Source organism: Paenibacillus sp. W4I10, from assembly GCF_030816325.1.
GTDB classification, from domain to species: Bacteria; Bacillota; Bacilli; order Paenibacillales; family Paenibacillaceae; genus Paenibacillus; species Paenibacillus amylolyticus_B.
This window is the reverse complement of the sequence record NZ_JAUSXX010000001.1, coordinates 1,618,767-1,638,522: the sequence shown is the minus strand read 5'-3', so window position 1 is coordinate 1,638,522 and position 19,756 is coordinate 1,618,767. Positions and strand designations below refer to the sequence as shown.

The 19,756-nt window shown below is 44.1% G+C and carries 16 protein-coding genes; 14 read left to right on the top strand and 2 right to left on the bottom strand.

The window, feature by feature from the left end:
* The first annotated feature begins 180 nt into the window (after positions 1-180).
* From QF049_RS07440 to QF049_RS07415, 6 genes are all read left to right on the top strand, one after another.
* Positions 181-2,397: a helix-turn-helix domain-containing protein gene (locus QF049_RS07440; RefSeq protein ID WP_307536151.1), complete on the top strand. Its 2,217-nt coding sequence runs from the start codon at positions 181-183 to the stop codon at positions 2,395-2,397.
* Between the two features lie 230 nt (positions 2,398-2,627).
* Positions 2,628-3,602 carry an ABC transporter permease gene (locus tag QF049_RS07435; RefSeq protein WP_307536149.1) on the top strand — a complete coding sequence of 325 codons (975 nt, stop codon included), beginning with the start codon at positions 2,628-2,630 and terminating at the stop codon, positions 3,600-3,602.
* Between the two features lie 29 nt (positions 3,603-3,631).
* Positions 3,632-4,504, top strand: a complete 873-nt coding sequence (locus QF049_RS07430; protein ID WP_307536147.1) for a carbohydrate ABC transporter permease — start codon at positions 3,632-3,634, stop codon at positions 4,502-4,504.
* A gap of 77 nt (positions 4,505-4,581) precedes the next feature.
* A complete protein-coding gene (locus QF049_RS07425) occupies positions 4,582-6,156 on the top strand; it encodes an extracellular solute-binding protein (protein ID WP_307536145.1) in 1,575 nt (524 codons plus the stop codon).
* Positions 6,157-6,256: 100 nt separating this feature from the next.
* Positions 6,257-7,699, top strand: coding sequence for a glycosyl hydrolase family 28 protein (locus QF049_RS07420; protein WP_307536144.1), 1,443 nt, complete (start codon positions 6,257-6,259; stop codon positions 7,697-7,699).
* A 328-nt stretch (positions 7,700-8,027) separates the two neighbouring features.
* Positions 8,028-9,185 carry a glycoside hydrolase family 88 protein gene (locus QF049_RS07415; RefSeq protein WP_307536142.1) on the top strand — a complete coding sequence of 386 codons (1,158 nt, stop codon included), beginning with the start codon at positions 8,028-8,030 and terminating at the stop codon, positions 9,183-9,185.
* A gap of 442 nt (positions 9,186-9,627) precedes the next feature.
* Here the strand turns inward: QF049_RS07415 and QF049_RS07410 are convergent, their stop codons facing one another.
* On the bottom strand, positions 9,628-11,184 hold the full coding sequence (locus tag QF049_RS07410; protein WP_307536140.1) for a glycine betaine uptake BCCT transporter: 1,557 nt from the start codon (positions 11,182-11,184) through the stop codon (positions 9,628-9,630).
* Positions 11,185-11,401: 217 nt separating this feature from the next.
* Here QF049_RS07410 and QF049_RS31360 point away from each other — a divergent pair, with 217 nt between their 5' ends.
* From QF049_RS31360 to QF049_RS07390, 5 genes are all read left to right on the top strand, one after another.
* Positions 11,402-11,608: an ATP-binding cassette domain-containing protein gene (locus tag QF049_RS31360; protein ID WP_373428220.1), complete on the top strand. Its 207-nt coding sequence runs from the start codon at positions 11,402-11,404 to the stop codon at positions 11,606-11,608.
* Positions 11,511-12,149 (top strand): ATP-binding cassette domain-containing protein, encoded by a 639-nt coding sequence (locus QF049_RS07405; protein ID WP_307543135.1) that lies wholly within the window; start codon positions 11,511-11,513, stop codon positions 12,147-12,149. The genes QF049_RS31360 and QF049_RS07405 overlap by 98 nt, the downstream gene beginning before the upstream one ends.
* A complete protein-coding gene (locus QF049_RS07400) occupies positions 12,097-13,305 on the top strand; it encodes a hypothetical protein (RefSeq protein WP_307536138.1) in 1,209 nt (402 codons plus the stop codon). Before QF049_RS07405 ends, QF049_RS07400 begins: the two co-directional genes overlap by 53 nt.
* Positions 13,306-13,381: 76 nt before the next feature.
* On the top strand, positions 13,382-14,158 hold the full coding sequence (locus QF049_RS07395; RefSeq protein WP_307536136.1) for a pentapeptide repeat-containing protein: 777 nt from the start codon (positions 13,382-13,384) through the stop codon (positions 14,156-14,158).
* A gap of 90 nt (positions 14,159-14,248) precedes the next feature.
* Positions 14,249-14,881, top strand: coding sequence for a histidine phosphatase family protein (locus tag QF049_RS07390; protein ID WP_307536134.1), 633 nt, complete (start codon positions 14,249-14,251; stop codon positions 14,879-14,881).
* Positions 14,882-15,019: 138 nt separating this feature from the next.
* Here QF049_RS07390 and QF049_RS07385 read toward each other — a convergent pair whose 3' ends face one another.
* A complete protein-coding gene (locus QF049_RS07385) occupies positions 15,020-16,588 on the bottom strand; it encodes an FAD-dependent monooxygenase (protein ID WP_307536132.1) in 1,569 nt (522 codons plus the stop codon).
* A gap of 130 nt (positions 16,589-16,718) precedes the next feature.
* Here QF049_RS07385 and QF049_RS07380 point away from each other — a divergent pair, with 130 nt between their 5' ends.
* The 3 genes from QF049_RS07380 (at position 16,719) to QF049_RS07370 (ending at position 19,631) form a co-directional block, all read left to right on the top strand.
* Positions 16,719-17,354 (top strand): TetR/AcrR family transcriptional regulator, encoded by a 636-nt coding sequence (locus QF049_RS07380; RefSeq protein ID WP_307536130.1) that lies wholly within the window; start codon positions 16,719-16,721, stop codon positions 17,352-17,354.
* Between the two features lie 145 nt (positions 17,355-17,499).
* Positions 17,500-18,207, top strand: coding sequence for a response regulator transcription factor (locus QF049_RS07375; protein WP_307536128.1), 708 nt, complete (start codon positions 17,500-17,502; stop codon positions 18,205-18,207).
* Between the two features lie 41 nt (positions 18,208-18,248).
* Complete coding sequence (locus QF049_RS07370) at positions 18,249-19,631, top strand: sensor histidine kinase (RefSeq protein WP_307536126.1); 1,383 nt, start codon at positions 18,249-18,251, stop codon at positions 19,629-19,631.
* Positions 19,632-19,756: the final 125 nt, after the last annotated feature.

Genomic DNA, 19,756 nt, shown 5'->3' with positions numbered 1-19,756 from the left:
TCCGGGACAGGGTTGAAAGAAATTAGAATAAAGTTAAAGATTTTATACTGGATTTTAGAGAATGATTTTGATAGCTTAAGCAATATGAATAACCATTGTTGATCTCATTTATGATAGCGCATACATTATTGTAGGGACTGGATAGTGCACGATGAGCGAAGCTAAAGGGGATGGATGAAAATGCCTGAATACAGAAAAACCATCTTTATCAAATTTATATTGTCATATACTGTTCTGTCTGTGGTTCTGATCGGTATCATGGGTGGGTATTGGTATACCCAGGCCAATGAAATGATGGAGGATGAGATTGCCAAAGACAATAAAAACCGCCTGGTTTCCGCCAAGGATTATATCGAGCAGACGATATTAAAGAAATATGAAGACAACCTGCAGAATAAAGCACTATCCATTCGGTTTATTCAGAATAACTTCAACTTGAATCTACTGTTAACGAAGAGTTGGGAGGGGAATTTGAGTCGAATTGCATCCTTTCGGCAGGAACTGGAATTCTACAGGATTGAAAATGAAGGGCTAACCAATGTTACCGTTTATTTTCCGGCCAATCATTATGTCGTGGATGCCAGCAACTTTCATATGAAGAGTGATACATCCGAAGATGCAGCTTTCATTATGAAGCTGAACGAAGTAAAACCTAAAGAATGGCTGTTTCGGACCTTGGCGGATGGAAGCAAGGTGATGACCTATGTGATTAAACTGCCATACGAGACACCTGGCGTGCCAACCATGGGTTATTTCTTTATGGATGTAGGGGTGGAATATCTGCAGACGGCGGCTTCCCGAATTTTGAGTTCTCCGGCAGATCAGTTGTATATTTTCGACTCTTCCGGTAAAGAGCTTCTTCACACGGGGGAGTATAATGAGGCTCTCGGTGGTCTATTGCAGAATACCATTCACAACTATCAAAGCGGAGAACAGATTATTGAAGGAGCGGAAGGCAAAGCCGTGCTGTCTTATCTGGAGTCCGCGAACTCCCAGAAGGATTGGACTTATGCGATGTATCGTCCGATGAACTCGTTTGTCCTGTCCTCTGAACAGTTGAAAAACAGTCTTGTAATTAGTTGCGGCGTAGTTGTTCTATTTGGTTTGCTACTATCGTTCTTTTTCTCCAAACAACTCTACATTCCGGTAAAGAGACTGATGATGCAGATCAAAGGTTTACATACATCAAGTGCTGTCACGTCCTTAGGTAATGAGTACGCTTTTATCGGAAGCACCTTTCATCTGATGGAGGAAAAGATCGTAAACCTCGAAACCCAAGCCAGAAAAAATGATTTGAAAAACCTTTTGCTTGGCGTGAGCCTGGAGATCGAAGCGGAACAGTTCATTCAACCGGGATATCACTATTGCACCGTCTATCTCCGGATTCCAAATGAAGGCAGTGCAGGTCTGAAGATGCGTTATGAAAAGATGAATCGGTCTTTACACAGCATCTTCGTTCCATTGAATGAGAATGAGGCAGCTATCATTTATTATATTTCTCCTGATGAGCAGGACGCAGAAGACCGTATTATGGCCGATTTGCTGGAAGCTCAGTATTCTGCTGAGCAGGATTCCCGGTTTGGCGCGGCTATTGGGAGTAGGGTAGACCATCCAGAAGCGCTCGCCGATTCTTATCAGATGGCCAAGCAGGCAAGCAGATATCATTTTTTATATGGAAAAGATTCCATCGTTACGTATTCCAGAGTTCTGGCGATGAGTACAGCGCCTTATCTGTTTCAATACGATCATTTCAAAAATGCACTACAGGCAGGGGATCAGGAAGCAGTTGCTGAGTTCATTAACCACTTTCTGGAGGTTCTTCAGGATGGTCATATGCAGATCGAGACTGCGGAGCTCGCTGTGCTGCAATTAATGATGCAATTGTATCAATCGGTGCTTGAGTTGAAGTTACAGCACTTTCTGCCGCATTCCAATATCTTTGATGAATTGAAAAAGGATACGCTGATCGATACGGTTGAAGGGATACGTAGACTCTGCATGCAGATTACGGAACATTTAAAGTATGCCGGTAACCACGCACATATGGATGTGATTCGTACGTTGAAGGTGTATATTGCAGATCATCTGCATGAAGAGTTATCCCTGCAGATCCTCTCGAAGGAGGTTTCACTCGCCCCTGCTTATATTTCTACACTTTTCAGTGAAGGGACTAAAGAATCTTTTACGGAATATGTAACTCGGTTGCGGTTGGAAAAAGCTGCGGATCTGCTGCGTGATCAGCCACGTCTCTCGGTGTCGGTTATTGCAACGCAAGTCGGATACCGGAATCCTCAGTATTTTCACAGCAAATTCAAATCACGTTACGGCGTAACGCCTGTACAGTATCGGAATTCCCAGCTGGTAGCGCTGGATTCAATCTCTCTGGATAAGGAATAGCACGAGCAAGTATGGAGGTAGAAGGTAAGGTGAATATGACTGTTGTTTGGAGCATCTAACGAATGTTACCCAAGCAGCGGTCATTTTTTATGAATTCTATAGATTTTATAAGAAACCGTGAAAGAATTTATAAGGAATCGAATGAACTTGCAATAGAAAAAGCGCTTACATAATTCTAAGATTGAAGTGTGGCTTGAGGAATTTTGGATGGTTGGAAAGGAGCAGTTATCATGAACCCGGTGCACAATCCGGAAGTGGACGGCAAAAAAAATATATTTAATGGACAGCCGTCAAAATGGGCAGCAACATGGAGGGAATACAAGAAGTGCAGATATCTGTTTCTGCTGCTTGCCCCGGTGATGATTTGGTACGCGGTCTTTGCATACGGCCCAATGTACGGTATTCAACTGGCCTTCAAAGATTTCAGGATTATGGATGGAATCTGGGGAAGTCCGTGGGTGGGCTTCAAACATTTCGAGTTTTTGTTCTTTCAATCTCCTGACTTCTTGCGGATTCTGAAGAATACAATCGTCATCAGTTTTTTGCATATTTTGTTTGGATTCCCGGCGCCGATTATACTCGCACTGCTGATCAATGAGATCCGGTCAGGTGCCTTCAAAAGGGTAGCACAGTCGCTGACCTATCTACCGCATTTTTTCTCCTGGGTCATTCTTTCGGGGATATTAATCACACTGTTGTCTCCATCGTCCGGTGTGGTCAATTATCTGCTCCAGCTTGTGGGATTGGAGTCGGTCTATTTTCTGGGAGATCCGAATCATTTCCGGTCAACACTGGTCATTTCGGCGATCTGGAAAGAAGTCGGCTGGGGCACGATTATCTATTTGGCTGCGCTTGCAGGTGTACAATCCGAAATGTATGAGGCTGCTGTGATGGACGGAGCGAGTCGCTGGAGGCAGACCCTCAGTATTACGCTTCCGACAATTATGCCGGTCATTGTGCTGATGTTTATCCTGCGCATTGGCAATGTACTGGATGCCGGCTTTGATCAGATTTTGAACCTTTACTCACCTGCGACTTATAGTGTGGCGGATATTCTGGACACCTATGTTTACCGGGTAGGCTTGCAGAATTTCCAGTTCAGCCTGACGACAGCGGTCGGTCTGTTCAAGAATGTGATTGCTTTTGCGCTGGTACTGGCAACGAACTATATGGCCAAAAGGTTTGGACAGCAGGGGCTCTTCTAAACAGAATAACCAGATTGGAGGACAAGGCAGTGAAGCATAGCAGGGGCAGTAACCTTTTTCAGGCTTGTTTGATTATGTTCATGATTATTTTGTGTATTGTCATGCTGTATCCGTTTGTCCATATGCTATCGATCTCGTTCAGTACACCGGCAGAAGCATTGAGATTGGGCATCCATTTGTATCCACAGCAGGTATCTTTGTTTGCCTGGGAGAAGGTACTGGGCAATCAAGATATCTGGATGGGGTTCGGAAACACCGTTTTTCGTACAGTAGTGGGGACCGTTTGCTCAATCTTGTTCATGTCGTTTGGAGCATATCCGCTATCCCGTAAATACTTGCCGCATCGCAATGTGTATACGATGTTAATTGTGTTCACGATGTTCTTTAGCGGTGGGATGATTCCTTCCTACTTCCTGATCAAATCCCTTGGGCTGCTGGATTCGCGGCTGGTGTACATTATTCCGGGGTTAATCAGTACGTTCTCCATGCTGATTCTGCGTAATTTCTTTCAGAACATCCCTGATGAGCTGGAGGATTCGGCCAAAATCGACGGAGCGAACGATCTGCGTATTCTGTTTCAGCTGGTTCTCCCGTTATCGATGCCTGTTATTGCCACGTTGTCGCTATGGTCTGCGGTAGGGCATTGGAATGCTTGGTTTGACGCGGTGTTATACATTCAGGACCCTTCCAAGCAAGTGCTTCAGACGTTCTTGAGACGAGTGGTAATCACAGGAGAAAATCTATCCATGTTCGCGGCAGACGTTAAGGGCTCAGAATTGGGTTATCAGGAACCGATCAAAGCCGCTACACTGATGTTCACGGCATTGCCCATTATTATTGTATATCCATTTCTGCAAAAGTACTTCGTAAAAGGAACGATGGTAGGTTCACTCAAAGGCTGATAGGGGTTCATTCAAGCTGTCTCAGGGCGTCTTGATTCAATATGCAAATAGTTAGATCAAAAGGGAGGAATTCAGAAATGAAACAAAAGAAATTCATTACCGGTATGTTGGGCCTAGTGGTGTCGGTTTCATTACTTGTGAGCGGTTGCAGTGGTGGTGCGACTACTGATAACAGTACAGGTGAAACTTTCGATGGGGGCAATGAGAAGCCAATTGAGATTTCAATCGCAAACAACTGGAATATCCCCAAAGCCGATAACAATTACGTCCAGAAGTTTTTGGAAGAGAAATTTAATGTGAAGTTCAAGAATATCTCCTTCGAGACGGCAACCTGGAAAGAACAATTCAACGTCATGCTGGCTTCCGGCCAGATCCCGGATATTATTTCCGTAGACGGCACCGTAGGCGATGTGGTGCAATGGGCGGATCAAGGTATCCTTGCGAGTGTATCCCAAGAGGAGATCAAGCAATACATGCCTAAATACACGGCGGACGTGGAGAGCGTTGATCCAAATGCATGGGACCCAGGTACATACAACGGCAAGAACTGGGGTGTTCCCAAGGTATGGGGGGAAGGTGCAACGGGTTTTATTCCCGCATACAACGGACAATGGCTGAAGGCTATTGGCTATACTGAACCGCCAAAGAATCTTGCTGAGCTTGAGGATGTGCTGACCAAATTCATGAATAATGATCCGGACGGCAACGGTAAAAAAGATACGTACGGCTTGACCGGACGAGGCAAAGATGCCCAGGCACAGCTGTTCAATACGGTGTTCGCAGCTTACGGAGTAGCTCCGTACCAGTTCAAACTGGACGCGAATGGCAAAGTAACTTATGGCGCAATTACAGAGGAAGCTCGCAATGCGTTGAAGTTGCTAAATGGATGGTATAAGGCGGGCATTATTGATCCTGAATTTATCACCGATGGTAATAGCGAGATTCAAACCAAGTTTGTCAGTCTGCGAACGGGCATCATCGAGACGGGAATGTGGCACCATCTGTATGATGATGGATATTTTGGCCTGATCTCCAAAGATAAAGGCATTGAACTTGTTCCCGGTGTTCCGTTCTCTGGGCCAGATGGCAAGAAGTATGCGATGGCCAACGGAGCCTTGCAGCCTCCGTTGTTGTTTGGAGCACAGCTGGAGAAGGATGAAGCCAAACGAATCAAAATTCTGCAAATTCTTGAGTATGTCACAACGGATACGGAAGGTTACTTGACGACGGTGTTTGGCGAAAAAGGAAACTCCTATAATCTGGAGGGCGAATTGGCGGTTGTTACGGAAGCCGCGGCGGGTACGGAGTTAATGAGTGAACTGGGTGCAGGTTTCTATAATCCATTCGGTGCCAAAGTAAGTTCCATGATGAAACATCACTATTCTCCTGAAAAGCTGGCTTTCAAAGAGAAATTGACTAATGTAGAGGGCGTTACTGTCCTGAGTGATCTGATGCAGTCCACGGTAATGAAGACCAAAGCCCAGTATGAGGCCATCTTAAATACATTGCAGGCACAATATTATATTAAAGCAATCTCCGGTGAAGCCAACACAGACAAAGACTTTGATGATTTCCGGTCACAGTGGCTGAACTCGGGAGGACAGTCGGAACTGGATGAGGCCCAACAGATTTACGAGGAGCGCAGTAAATAAAAATGACTTTCAGGGATGAACACAAGATCGTTAGCAGATGAACGTGGGAACGGTGCTCATCTGCTAACTGGCTCATCTCTAGGGATGGAGGAGAACGGATATGCAGACTGTTAATACCGATTTAGTGGTTTATCCAGCCCCGGCTGGTGCCGTAGTCAACCCTGACTTCACCGTGAGTGTCCGCAAGCCGCATGGGGAGTGGCAGCCCTTGTTCAGCTACAATGTGAAGGTCGATATGCATGACATCCGCAATGCATCGATGGTGACGTTTGATTGTTCTGGACCGGTGGAACTGGAGATTGTAAAGAATGAAGGGAGTGTTCAGGCGGCGATCATCCGCCCAATCTCAACAGGGTTAAGCTGTAAGCTGGAAGCAAACCGTATGTCGCTTCATCTGGAGGGTCCGCAGCAACTATCCTTGGAAGTGAACGGAGATCGATTCCACAATCTGAACATTTTTGCTAATGCTCTGGAGCAGGATGTCCCGCAAGTCTCGGATGACGGTGTCCTGCCGCTTGAACCGGGATTACATAACATGGCAGATATTCTGGGGAATTTGGCAGATATGAGTTCAACAGTGAGATCCAAAGTGATATACTTTCAACCCGGTCTCCATCATTTTGATACATCCCGTTTAGAGGTACCTTCGAATACTATGATCTATATCGCCGGTGGCGCAGTAATCTATGGAGGATTTATTTGTAGCCGCGTGGAGGACGTGGTCATTCGTGGCAGAGGAATTCTGTACCTTTCCGATTTTGAGAAAACGACCTTTTATCGTGGGGTGGAAATCAGTTATGCCCGAAATATATCCATTGAAGGCATCACGGTCATCGATCCGCCCCATTATACAGTCCTGATCGGACAATCCAATTCTATAGATATTTGTAACATCAAAACCTTCAGCACCCGGGGATGGTCAGATGGGATTGATATGATGGCCTGTTCAGATGTAACCATCGACAGTGTGTTTCTGCGTACTTCTGATGACTGTATTGCGATCTATGCTTCACGGGATGAATATCGAGGCGATACGCGGAGGGTTCGTGTTACCCGTTCGATCTTGTGGGCAGATGTGGCGCACCCAGCCAATATAGGCACACATGGCAACTATGAAGGAGATGGAGATGTGATTGAGGATATTGTATTCAGCGATATTGATATCCTCGAGCATCACGAACCACAGCCGGATTACTGGGGATGTCTGGCAATCAATGCGGGAGACAACAATACAGTACAGAATGTGGTATATGAGAATATCCGTATTGAACCCTTCGAATTGGGAGAATTGTTCAATGTGAGAGTGCTGCAAAATCCGAAATACAATCCCGCTCCCGGTAAACAGATCCGCAATGTTCTCTTCAAAAACATTAAGTATAACGGAAGTTGTCTGAATCCTTCCCATATTGAAGGCTACGATGAAACACGCAAGGTAGAGAACGTGAGATTCGAGAATGTGGTGGTGAATGGCGAACATTTATCTAAAGACAAAGATCTTATTCTCGGACCCCACGTCGGTAATGTAAAAGTACAACGAGTATAAGTAGAATTGCGCTGAGGAACTGGAGCATAAATGTAGTAATTCCCTCCTGAAAATCTCCTCGGTCCGTTTGCACTTTTCGTTTGTAATCTCTATTGGTCAATATTAGAATGGCTCAAATGGATGACCGTTCTCTCATAAGTCTGGTTATTAATGACAACTATACGAGAGCCAAATCTAGCATTGCTACTCCTGTTTTCACAAGTGCAATTATACACAACTAAACTTCCCCCAATTTTATATGCCTAGATGAAAGAAAATTAGAAGATTGAAACGTATAACCTAAGCGGTTAGAAAGAGTAAACTATATAAGGAAAGCAGGAGAATAGCCATGTTAACCATAGGGAAATCGAGTATTTGGCTTCAAGAAGTCGTTCAACGTATAACCGAAAAAATGGACTGGGTGAGCGAGAAATCGAAGGATAAAATTCCTTATACGACCATAAATGGAGTACATGATGACAGATCAGTCCAGAATCCAAGCGGGATGCACGCTGACGGAATCAACTGGTGGACCAATGGGTTCTGGGGGGGGATGATGTGGCAAATGTATCATCTAACTGGTCAGGAGAAATACAAAAAGTATGCGAACCTCTCAGAAGATAAATTGGATGCCGGGCTGCAGCAGTATTACGGATTGCATCACGATGTGGGGTTTATGTGGCTGCCAACCAGTGTCACAAACTATAAGATCACCCAAAATCCACAGTCCCGAAAAAGGGCGCTACATGCAGCCAATCTTCTGGCGGGTCGCTATAACCTAGCAGGGGAATTTATCCGAGCATGGAACGACCTTCCTGAAGAAGATAGTCGAGGTTGGGCGATTATTGATTGTATGTTTAATATTCCGCTTCTTTATTGGGCCACTGAAGAAACCGGCGATCCTCGGTTCAAGCAGATTGCCATGAAGCATGCAGATACAGTAATGAAAACATTTGTACGTCCAGACGGATCCGTCAATCACATTGTTGAATTCGACCCATTTAATGGGGGAGTCGTTAAAACGTATGGCGGTCAGGGATATGAGGACGGCTCTTCCTGGACCAGAGGTCAGACGTGGGGACTTTACGGTTTTATGATGAGCTATATTCATACTGGCAAAGAAGAATACTTAAATACGGCAAAGCGCATTGCTCATTATTTTATCGCCAACATTCCAGAAAATGGGATTATTCCTGTTGACTTTAGGCAACCAAAAGAACCCGCATATGAAGACTCCACGGCCGCAGCGATTGCTGCATGTGGACTCATTGAAATATCCAAGGTTGTCGGGCTGCATGAGAAGGAACTTTATCTGAGCGCTGCTATCAAGCTCTTAAAAGTATTAGATGAGGCTCGGGCTGACTGGACGAAGAACTGTGACTGCATCTTAATGAATGGATCATCGGCTTATCATGCAAAAGAACATCACCAGTCCATCATTTATGGAGATTATTACTTTATTGAAGCTATTTTTAAATTAATGGGGCAAGATTTGTATCTTTGGTAAGCACTTATTATGTAGAAAATAGTATAGGGCAGCCAATCTCTTGGGCGGCTTCATATTTTTAGTTTATTACAGTGGACCTCATCAAACTAAAAGTTCACCCACGTTTTGTACTACATGGGTGAACTTTCCCTCATTTCACTAACAAATGTCGATCCATTAGGGAGTATAGCATCCATTATTTAATATACGGTCATGGGATCTACATAACTTAATATAGCAATGCTCTGACCACTAAGACCTTTCATAAATGAAAGCTGATAAATTGTTTAAGTCCCTAATTTAGCGGCTTGGTAGAGAACAGAGTTTGCTGTCCTTGTAAAAAGGTCATTAGTTTGGTCAAATCCGATTGAGTGAATGTAAGAGTTGAAAAATTACGCTACAGTCTGCATAAAAAGGCACCCGCCTTAAGGCAGGTACCATCTCTATTGAGATCAAGTATACATTACCTGCCGGAAATTTCATTCAGCGAGATTTCTTGTTCCTCCAGCAGTCGTTTCAGCTTTTGGCGCTGCCGTTTTTCCTTCTGACGGCGCTCTTTGTCCTCAGCCTTTAGAGCCTTGAGCAGGGAGAAACACATACCGATAAGGACAATAGCGAACGGCAATGCGGTTACAATGGATGCCGTCTGGAGGCCAGTTAACCCCCCGCTGATTAGCAGTACTACCGCGATGGAGGACTGCATGATTCCCCAGGTTAATTTCACTCTTGCACTTGGGTCCAGCTTGCCATCTGAAGTAAGCATACCCAGTACAAAGGTAGCTGAATCAGCCGACGTAATAAAGAAGATCATGATCAGCATTGTGGCGATGAATGCCACGATCGTGCCCAAAGGCAGCTGCTCCAGCATAAGGAATAAAGCGGTTGTTGTATCTTCCTTGACAGCCTCCGCCAGATGAGCGGCATTGAACAATTCCATGTGAAGTCCTGTTCCGCCAAAGACGGAGAACCAGATAAATCCGAAAAGACTTGGAATAACCATGACGTAAATTACAAATTCCTTTATGGTTCTTCCTCTGGATACCCTTGCGATAAAAGTGCCGACAAAAGGAGCCCACGAGATCCACCATGCCCAGTAAAATAACGTCCATGCTCCAATCCAGGTTTCTCTTGAGAACGGGGTTAGTCTCAAACTCATGTTAATAATGTTCTGCATGTAACTGCCCAAGGTTGTCGTGAATGTGTCAAATATGAAAGAAGTCGGACCAGTCGCTAAAACAAACATCATCAATAGCACAGCTATAACGAGGTTGGTGTTGCTCAGAATCTTAATCCCTTTATCCAGACCGGTGGTTGCCGAGATCAAAAACAGTACGGTTACAACTATGATAATGACAACCTGAGACAGAGTCGAGTTAGGAATACCGAATAAGTGATTCAGACCTCCGCCGATCTGAAGTGCACCCAACCCAAGCGAGGTCGCAACACCAAAAATGGTGGAAATGACCGCCAGAATATCAATGACCTTTCCAAGCCAGCCTGCAGCAAGACGCTCACCTATCAGAGGAATAAAGGTGGAACTGATCAGCCCTTTGTATCCTTTCCGGAACTGGAAGTAAGCAAGCGCTAGGCCGATGACGGTATAGATAGCCCAAGGATGCAGCCCCCAGTGGAAAAAGGAATAACGCATTGAAAGTATGGCTGCTTGCGTTGTTTCGGGTACCGCCCCCTCAGGGGCAGATAAATAGTGGGACAGCGGTTCAGCTACTCCCCAAAAAACCAGCCCAATGCCCATACCAGCGCTAAACAGCATGGACAGCCAGGAAAGCGTAGAATACTCCGGCTCATCATCGTCATCCCCAAGCCTAATACCGCCAAATCGGCTGAACGCCAGATAAAAAGCGAAGACCAGGAAGAACAGTGTCGCTAGCAAATAAAACCAGCCAAAATTCTGAATAGAGAAGTTGTAGGCAACATTAGCCACATCCGCCAGCTGATCAGGAGCGACGGCTCCCCATATTGCAAACAGTGCAACGATGATAATTGTGATTGTAAATACCATGATGAGACCTCCGTTATGTAAGCTTCAGCCAACTGTTCCTTAGTATGTGCTAGTCCGACTTGTAATATTTCGGAAAGCTAGCTTTTGATAACTTAAAACAAACTGCCATGTAATGAAACACCCGTCGGTTTATTCGTTCCCTTTTTAGTGAGGAATTAGTGACAAAGATTCAAGATTTATTAGGATATTTGTAGGTTTGAAAGCGAGGAACAAATAAATGAAATTGGTCTTACAAAATGTAGAGAAGAGTTTTGGTGAAAAAAAAGTATTAGCCAATTTAAGTTTTCAATTTGAAAAGGGAAAGATCTATGGCCTTCTTGGGCGCAATGGCGCCGGAAAAAACAACGTTATTCAATTGTTTAGGTGGCGAGATCCAAGTGGATGGCGGCAAAATGAAACTCGTCAACGGATCAAAAACGCGTGACTTGGAAATGGATGACGTAGGATACGTTTACTCATTGCCACTGTTACCAGAATTTCTGACAGGATATGAATTTGTACGTTTTTTCATCGATGTTAACGTAGATGTGATTGAAGGACGAGGAAACAATATTGATGCCCTGTTTGATATGATGCACATTGCCCAGGATGACCGACATAAACTCATTAAACATTACTCGCATGGGATGAAGAATAAAGTTCAAATGTTGTTATTTTTACTCATAAAACCTACAGTGATTCTGTTGGATGAACCTTTAACTTCCTTTGATGTCATCGTTGCGAGTGAGATGAAACAATTGTTGCGTGATTTAAAAAAAGATCATATCCTAATTTTCTCGACCCATATATTGCAATTGGCCACGGATCTGTGTGATGAGTTAATTATTTTAAATCATGGGAGTTTAACACAGATTTCACCCGAAATTCTTACTCAGCCCGACTTTGAAGAGCAGGTAATTGAATTATTACGGAATGAAAGCCAAAATGGAAGTACAAGGGAGAACGCCTATGACGGGAATGATTAGTACAATTTCTCGCATGTGGCAGTTACAGATGATTACGCTGGTCAACCGTTTGATCTATTTCACACAAAAGTTACCGTTTGTAGGTCATTTAATCAGTGAACAAACGTATGCTGCTTTTCGGACGAAACGTGCAATCGGTGCAATTGCGGTTATTTTATTATTTGTCGCTGGTTTATTGGAAAGCTTATTATATTTCGGGGGAATGTTTGCATTGCCCATGCTCTTATGGACGGAAAATGTTAAACGTACGGAGCATTTTAACCTTCTTCTTCACATGTATTTTTGCATAAGTGGCGTAATGGCTGGGGTAACGAGTGCAAAAGTGTTGGAATCAAACAAAATGAAGTATACATCTATCCGACTTATGCGGATAAACCCAACCAAATATATGCGAGCTACGCTATTTTATCGGTATACGACATTTTTCATCTATCAAGGGATTGCAATGACTCTGGTTGCGGTACTCTTTAAATTTCCAATGACTCATGCATTGCTGATTGTGGGAATGATGACTTTTTGGCGAGTGATATGTGAATTTTTACATTTGGCATTATTTAAATGGAAAGGCATTATTCTTGTACAGAAAATATGGGCTACGAGTTTGAGCATGTTGCTGGCACTGACTTTTGCTTACCTTCCCTTCACAAAACTAAACCTTCCTCTATTTGGATCTGTGATACTGGATCAACCGGGGCTTTTGATACTGATGTCGTTGTCCGGGGCTATCTGTGGGTATGTTTTACTAAAACATACGGATTTCACATCTGCAGTGCGCGCAGTAACAAACCATGCTGATCCATTGTTAAATCCAGAAATACGGATTGCTGATCTTCAACAGAGAATGGTTCAGTCAAAAGAACATGATCTTAGCACGCCTACCTCGTCTAACCTTCATGTCAACGAGCAGCGCACATTAGAAAAAAAGGGATACGAGCAATTACACGAAATTTTTGTTATTAGGCATACTACTCTCCTCCGTGCACCGTTCCACAGACGTTTATTGGCTATTATGATCATAGGCATACTCCTACCTTTGTTGGTACTCATTTTCAAAAATCATCTTTCACTAGATTCAATTGAAAGATTCTCACCTTTAATCATTATGTTCATGCTAAATCTGACCGTAGGTAGCCAAATATGCTCAAAACAATTTTAGAGTGAGATGAGAAGGGGATACCAGAGTGAATTCAACTCCAAAATAAGGTTATTATAATGAAAAAGATTCTGAAGATATGATGGTGATAGGGATGAAAAGACTTGAGTCTGGTATGTCAGTAAACAACGAATTATTTTCTGATATTGTCAGGTATGAACACGAAACGATAAGCGGAACGACCATAATAAACTCAAATGTTGGTTCACCTATATTTTGGAGCTGTGACCTGAAACATCTTATATTTGATACCTGTGATCTTACAAATGCGAGATTTTTTGCCGGTAGTACGATTGATCATTGTACATTTATTCATTCCGACTTGCGCTCTGTTGGCATTGCCAAAGAGGAAGCTGTTTTCACAAATTGCGAATTTTCCTCCTGCGATATGAGAGGGATGACATTGGAGAACGCTTCGTTTATCGACTGTACTTTTTATAAATGTAGATTCAATGACCGGATTTTACGAGCAGCGAATATCGTCAATTGTTCCTTTACCGGCAAGCTAGTGGATATTACGTTTGAGGGAAATGGCAAACAAAAGTTAATCGTCAATTTTGAAAATTGCATCCTTGACGGTGTTCGTTTTGTGAGCTGTGACCTGACACAATGTATTCCGCCAAAATCCAAAAATCATCTGTATGTTGAACAGATATCCGCACGTGTGAAAAATGCTTTGATGAAGATAGACGATGACCCTAATCTATCTGAAGATGATCGGAAGGTACTGGTACGCAGTCTTCGCAGGCTTGAGCCTATTGAACAATATATTTTTAACACAGCCCATATGAAGAAAATATATGGTGATGTTTTTGTTGAACGATTTTTCAGTAGTCTGGATTGTAACATGGCGTAGATTTTCTCGAACGATTCCGTAGAATGATGAAGCGCGTTGTATAAGTTATCGCAATAAGGGGGAGTGTAGAAGAAAAAAGGTGGAAGAGAAATGTTCCGATTATTCATTTTGATACCCTGTTTTTTTCTGTTGCTTGGAACAACTTATAGTGCCTGGGGAGCAGAGATTACCGGATCTTCTCTCATAAAAGATCTTCAAAAAGGCGGATACATCCTTTATATCCGACATGGAGATGCAACTGTAGGGGCAGATCAACAAAACTTTAGTCTAACAGATTGCACTACGCAGCGGAATTTAAGTGTATTGGGAAAGGAACAAGCTGAAAAGTATGGCGAGGCTATCCGTAAATTAAACATTCCCCTCCAAATACCTGTAGAAGCAAGTCCTTTTTGTAGAACCCTCCAAACGGCTCAGATTGCTTTTGGTACACAACAGGTAAAAGTAAATGATTTCTGGTTAAACATATATAATCTCAGTCAAAATCCGAGCACTGAAAAAATAAATAGTACATTGCAAGCATTTACAAATGAAATTGAACAAATACCTCCGACTCATGTTAACAGAGTAATTATAGCCCACTCTTTTCCTCCCGGGATAGGAGTAGGAGAACTTGCGAGTATGGAGACCGTTATTCTAAAACCACTGGGAGATCAAAAAGGGTATGAGGTTATTGGGAAATTGACATTAGAAGATGTTTTAGAGCTAGCCGGAGTGTCAAATTAGATAAAAGATTGTATTTCAAGAGGAAAAATTTAAAAAAATGGATTGAAGTAAAAGGGGAGGGGCCGCTTTTGGTGACAAAAGTTGCCCTTCTTTGATTTCCTCTTGTATTTATCTTATTTCCCGCTGGTCTTGTCCAAATCAGTTTGCCCGATAAATGGAATTCAAGTAATTCGAAATTGATGAAGTATCATCAATGGAGGTACGCATTGCAATGTAACCGTCGGGACGAATCAGTACAAGTTCTTTACTTGTAACATCGTAAATTCGATAGGCATTACCTGCTGTGTCTATTAAACCTTCCGCCGCCCCATCCACGTTGGATGGCAGGATATAATGTATATGGAGTTCGTTGTTAGTGAAGTTCTTCAGCGAAGGATCGATGCTGTTTGCAAAAGCCAAAAGCGTCCAGTGTGGGCCTCGCAATAGGTCATAGAGACTTCCTGCAAATCCGGTGCCTTGCAGGCCCGTAGCATTAGGAGCACGATCCCCAGGAAATGAACGGGTAGCATTTGTTCGAGCAGAACGACGGGTAAGCGAACTTGAGCGATAGGAAATGAGTAGCCCACTCGTCAGATCGTCGGATATGGTGCTCAAAGTTTGGGACAACCCTCCGCCTTCAGTCGCCGTTCCTATGACCACTCCCATCTTCTTCGTGCTGTCCTCAAGAACAGCTTGAGCCACTGGGCGGCGCTCCTCATCGTACGTGTCGAGTAAGGCGGTGTCCGCTCCCCGTATCACAGCCGCCAGTTTCCAGCCGAGATTGTACGCGTCCTGCATCCCCGTATTCATGCCTTGACCACCGGCCGGCGAATGAACATGAGCAGCATCGCCGGCAAGGAAGACCCGGCCGTTGCGGTAACATTCAACCATACGAACGTTGACCCGATAGATGGACAGCCAGGAAGCAGCCGTAAGCCGAACACGTCCGGCCCCTGCGCGACGGTCAAACATGGCTTGATACGCCTCTAGCGACGGCTGCTCTGGTTCTTCGATGTCTTCCGGAATTGTAGCCTGCAGTTGCCAAATATCGGATTTTGGCAGCGGCGTCACCCCGACCATCCCCTCCGAAGAAGTCCAGATATGGATATGGTCACGATCTAACCCTTCCAATCGTACATCGCCAAGATACCATCGCTCATGATCACGTGTTTCCCCAACCAACGGTAAGTGAATAAATTTGCGGATATTGCTTTTGCCTCCGTCAGCGCCGACTACATAACGAGCGCGAATTTGCTTTTCTCCTTGTGATGAATGCACGGTTATCGTTACACCATCCACATCCTGAACAAGACTTATGGCTTCCATGCCCAACTCAACTTGACCGTCAAGCTCTGCATATCGGTCGCGCAATGCTTTTTCTACATCATATTGAGCAATCCAGACCGGATCGCGATAGGGTGTTTCAAGTTCGGGGCTGGCTGCAACGGTAATAGACGGCTTGTCCACACTCCTGCCATCTGCGGTATAATAACGAACAGGCAAATCCACAACACCTGTGTCAATAATGTAGTGGACGGCCTCCAAATCATCCGCGACTTCAAGCGAGCGAGGCTGTATTCCTTTGGCGCGAGAAGCAACGTTAAATAAGGAGCTTCGTTCAATAATACGATGGTCGATGTTTCGACGGGCCAGATCACAGGCAAGTGTAAGCCCTGTAGGACCGGCCCCGACAATAAGAACATCAACAAAAGACGGCTTGGTATTCATGAATAGAATCCTCCTTGATCATTGATTTGATATGCTACATTTGTTATACTACACCGTGCAGTGTAGTTTGTAAACAGAACAAAACTCTAATCAATTTCTGATGGTATACCTATAAGGGGGCAACGTAAGAATGGATCATGCGGAAAACAAGAAAATCCGCAAAGGCTCTTCAGACAAAAGAGCTAAAATTATTGCGGCAGCACGAGACCTGTTTCTTTCCGATGGGTTTGATCGATCCAGCGTCGATGCGGTCGCAGCTAAAGCGGGAGTTTCCAAACGGACAGTTTATGATTATTATGGCGACAAACAGAATCTACTGCTTGCCGTTGTTGAAGAATCCAGTTTGGCTGTTCTTGACATGATTGAGCAAGGGATTTCAGATCACCTCTTGGAATTCGAGGATCTGAAGCAGGCGCTCATCTTATTTTGCGAACAAATCGTAGCTTCTGCGAACGGTTCGTCCGATTACATGGCTTTGATCCGTCTGGTTATGGTGGAAGCCGTCAACCTGCCAGACTCGTTTTTTGATAGGCTGGATAACGCAACTGAAGAGGGGATTATCAAAAGGTTTACAGAGTTTGGACAAACCGGATTGCTCCATGTGCCCGATCCTGAAATGGCTACAAAGCACTTCGCTGCATTAACGTTTTTATTGGTATTTAATCAACCTAGAAAAACAGAGGCATTGGAAGAGGAACAAACCAAACGTATTATCACTGAAGGCGTACGCGTCTTTCTTTGTGCTTATGCACCTCGTACCGTTTAAAACGAAAATCAACCATCATACTGAATGTGATTGGCTGAGTGGAATATACCTCACCTTCCAGTTAGTGGAGGAATCTAAAGTGTCTGTGCTAAGATGAGGATAAATGATGATTCAAGCTGGGGAACAAGGCTAGAAGGGGTGCACATTGAAGAAAATACTTGTCATTGACGATGAAGTCGCAATTCGAGATTTAATTGAGCTGGTGCTAATGCGAGAAAACTATGATGTGCAGACCGCAGAGGACGGCAAAACGGGCCTGCAGCTGCTCGACTCTTTTCAACCCGATTTAGTGGTACTTGACTTGATGCTGCCTGACTGTTCCGGATATGACCTGTGCAAGGAAATTACCGGGAAACGTGCCGTTCCTGTGATCATGCTCTCTGCCAAAAACGAGGTAATCGACAAGGTGTTGGGACTAGAGTTAGGGGCGGAAGATTACATGACCAAACCCTTTGACAATCGTGAATTGCTCGCTCGGATCAAGGTGATTCTGAGAAGAAACGAGAGCAAGGAAGAATCAAGTGAAGAAACAGAAGTTAAATCTACACGCATCATTCATGAAGAGCTGACATTTGATCTGGAAAGCCGCAGGGTGCTAAAAAACGGTGTACCCGTATCTTTAACGGCCAAAGAGTTCAAAATTCTGGAAACGTTACTCAAAAGGCCAGACAAAATTTTTACCCGGGATGAGCTGTTGCAGATCGGATGGGGATACGATTTTATGGGAGACAGTCGCAGTGTGGATATGACCATCATGCGATTACGGAAGAAGTTGGAGGATAACGCAGACGAACCGAAGTATGTCAGGACAATCTATGGATTTGGCTATCAACTTGGAGGTGGCGAGGCCTGAAGTATGCAACCCGGTTACTGCTGAATTATTTATTTTTCTCCGTGCTTTCTTTTGGCATCATCATATTTGCGGTGAATAAAGCCATCGATTACTACAGCTTCGTTACCATTGAGAAACAGATGATGGAGAAGGCAGATCTGTCGGAGTTGTCCTTCCGTGAGGTGTTGGCACAGCATAGGTCATCGTCAGGAGAGCCCCAGACGAATGAAATTGTCAGACTTGCTCTGGAGAAGCTGAAAGCTTCAGGCAAGGAAGTACGTATCTATGACAGCTCCAAGCAGCTGCTCGGCTTGGCTGTGGATGGCATCATCATTAATGATGGCAAACCGCTTATTTTTGACAAAAATATTGAGAAAGCACTGAGCGGCAGTTATGCCTACACCGTCACGGAAGATCATCTGCTTTATTTTGCGACGCCCATTCAGGATCAGTTCTACGAAAACGCTTATGTGTATGAATTCGTGGATGACATTTCCTACTTTTATGCGATCATGGATCAAATTCGTTATATCCTGTTTGTCGGTGCAGCCGGATTTATTGTGCTGATTACGTTATCCAGCCTGTGGATTGCGCGCAACACAACCAAGCCGATTAAGATACTACTTAGCGCTGCGCAAAGTTTCTCCAGACAGGAGTTTCGGAGAGTTCATCTAAAACGGAAGGATGAGCTGGGCATGCTGGCAGATGGGCTGGATTCCATGGGGCGGCAGCTTCATGATTACATTCAGTACCAGAAACAATTTGTCTCCAACGTATCTCACGAGTTAAAAACACCCTTGGCAGCCATTCGTGGTTTCTCTCAATACTTGGTTGAAGGGGAGACCGAGAACAAGGAGCTGCAAAAAATCTATGCTCATCTGTTGCAGGAATCGGATCGGCTCACCCGCTTGATTAATGAACTGTTGTTGTTATCCCGATTCGACAAGGCTGGTTCTAACGAACTGGAAGTCGAAAAGACGGAAATGAACGAACTGATTCAGCAAGTTGTCATGAATATGGGAGCCAAGGCCAAGGATAAAGGGATAAAGATCAGAGTTAGTCAGGCGGAGGAAGAACCGGATGATGAGGGTACGACAAGAGTGCACGCCAATGTGAATCCAATGCTGATGTCCCATGCGATCGCCAATCTTGTGGACAATGCCATCAAATATTCAGCTAGTCCATCGCTGATCGAATTAAGGTTGGAACATACGCCAAACGAAGTAGTTATACGGATATGTGATCAAGGCATAGGCATCGCGGGCGATGAGCTGGAGCGAGTGCAGGAACGCTTTTACCGGGCGAAAAATGCAAGTACAGCAAATGGTTCAGGTCTTGGACTTTCCATATGCAAAGAGATCGTAGAGCGGTTTAATGGATATATCGACATCGAAAGTCAACTGGGAAAAGGGACGACCGTTACAATTGTTTTGCCTCGTGCATAGACATGCATCTAAAACCCAAGCCTAAATCTTAACGTTACAAGATTGGTACATTTCTGTTATAAGACTAACAAATGTTTTATTTATAATCACTTCATAAGAACAAATCACACATTTATGGAGGGATC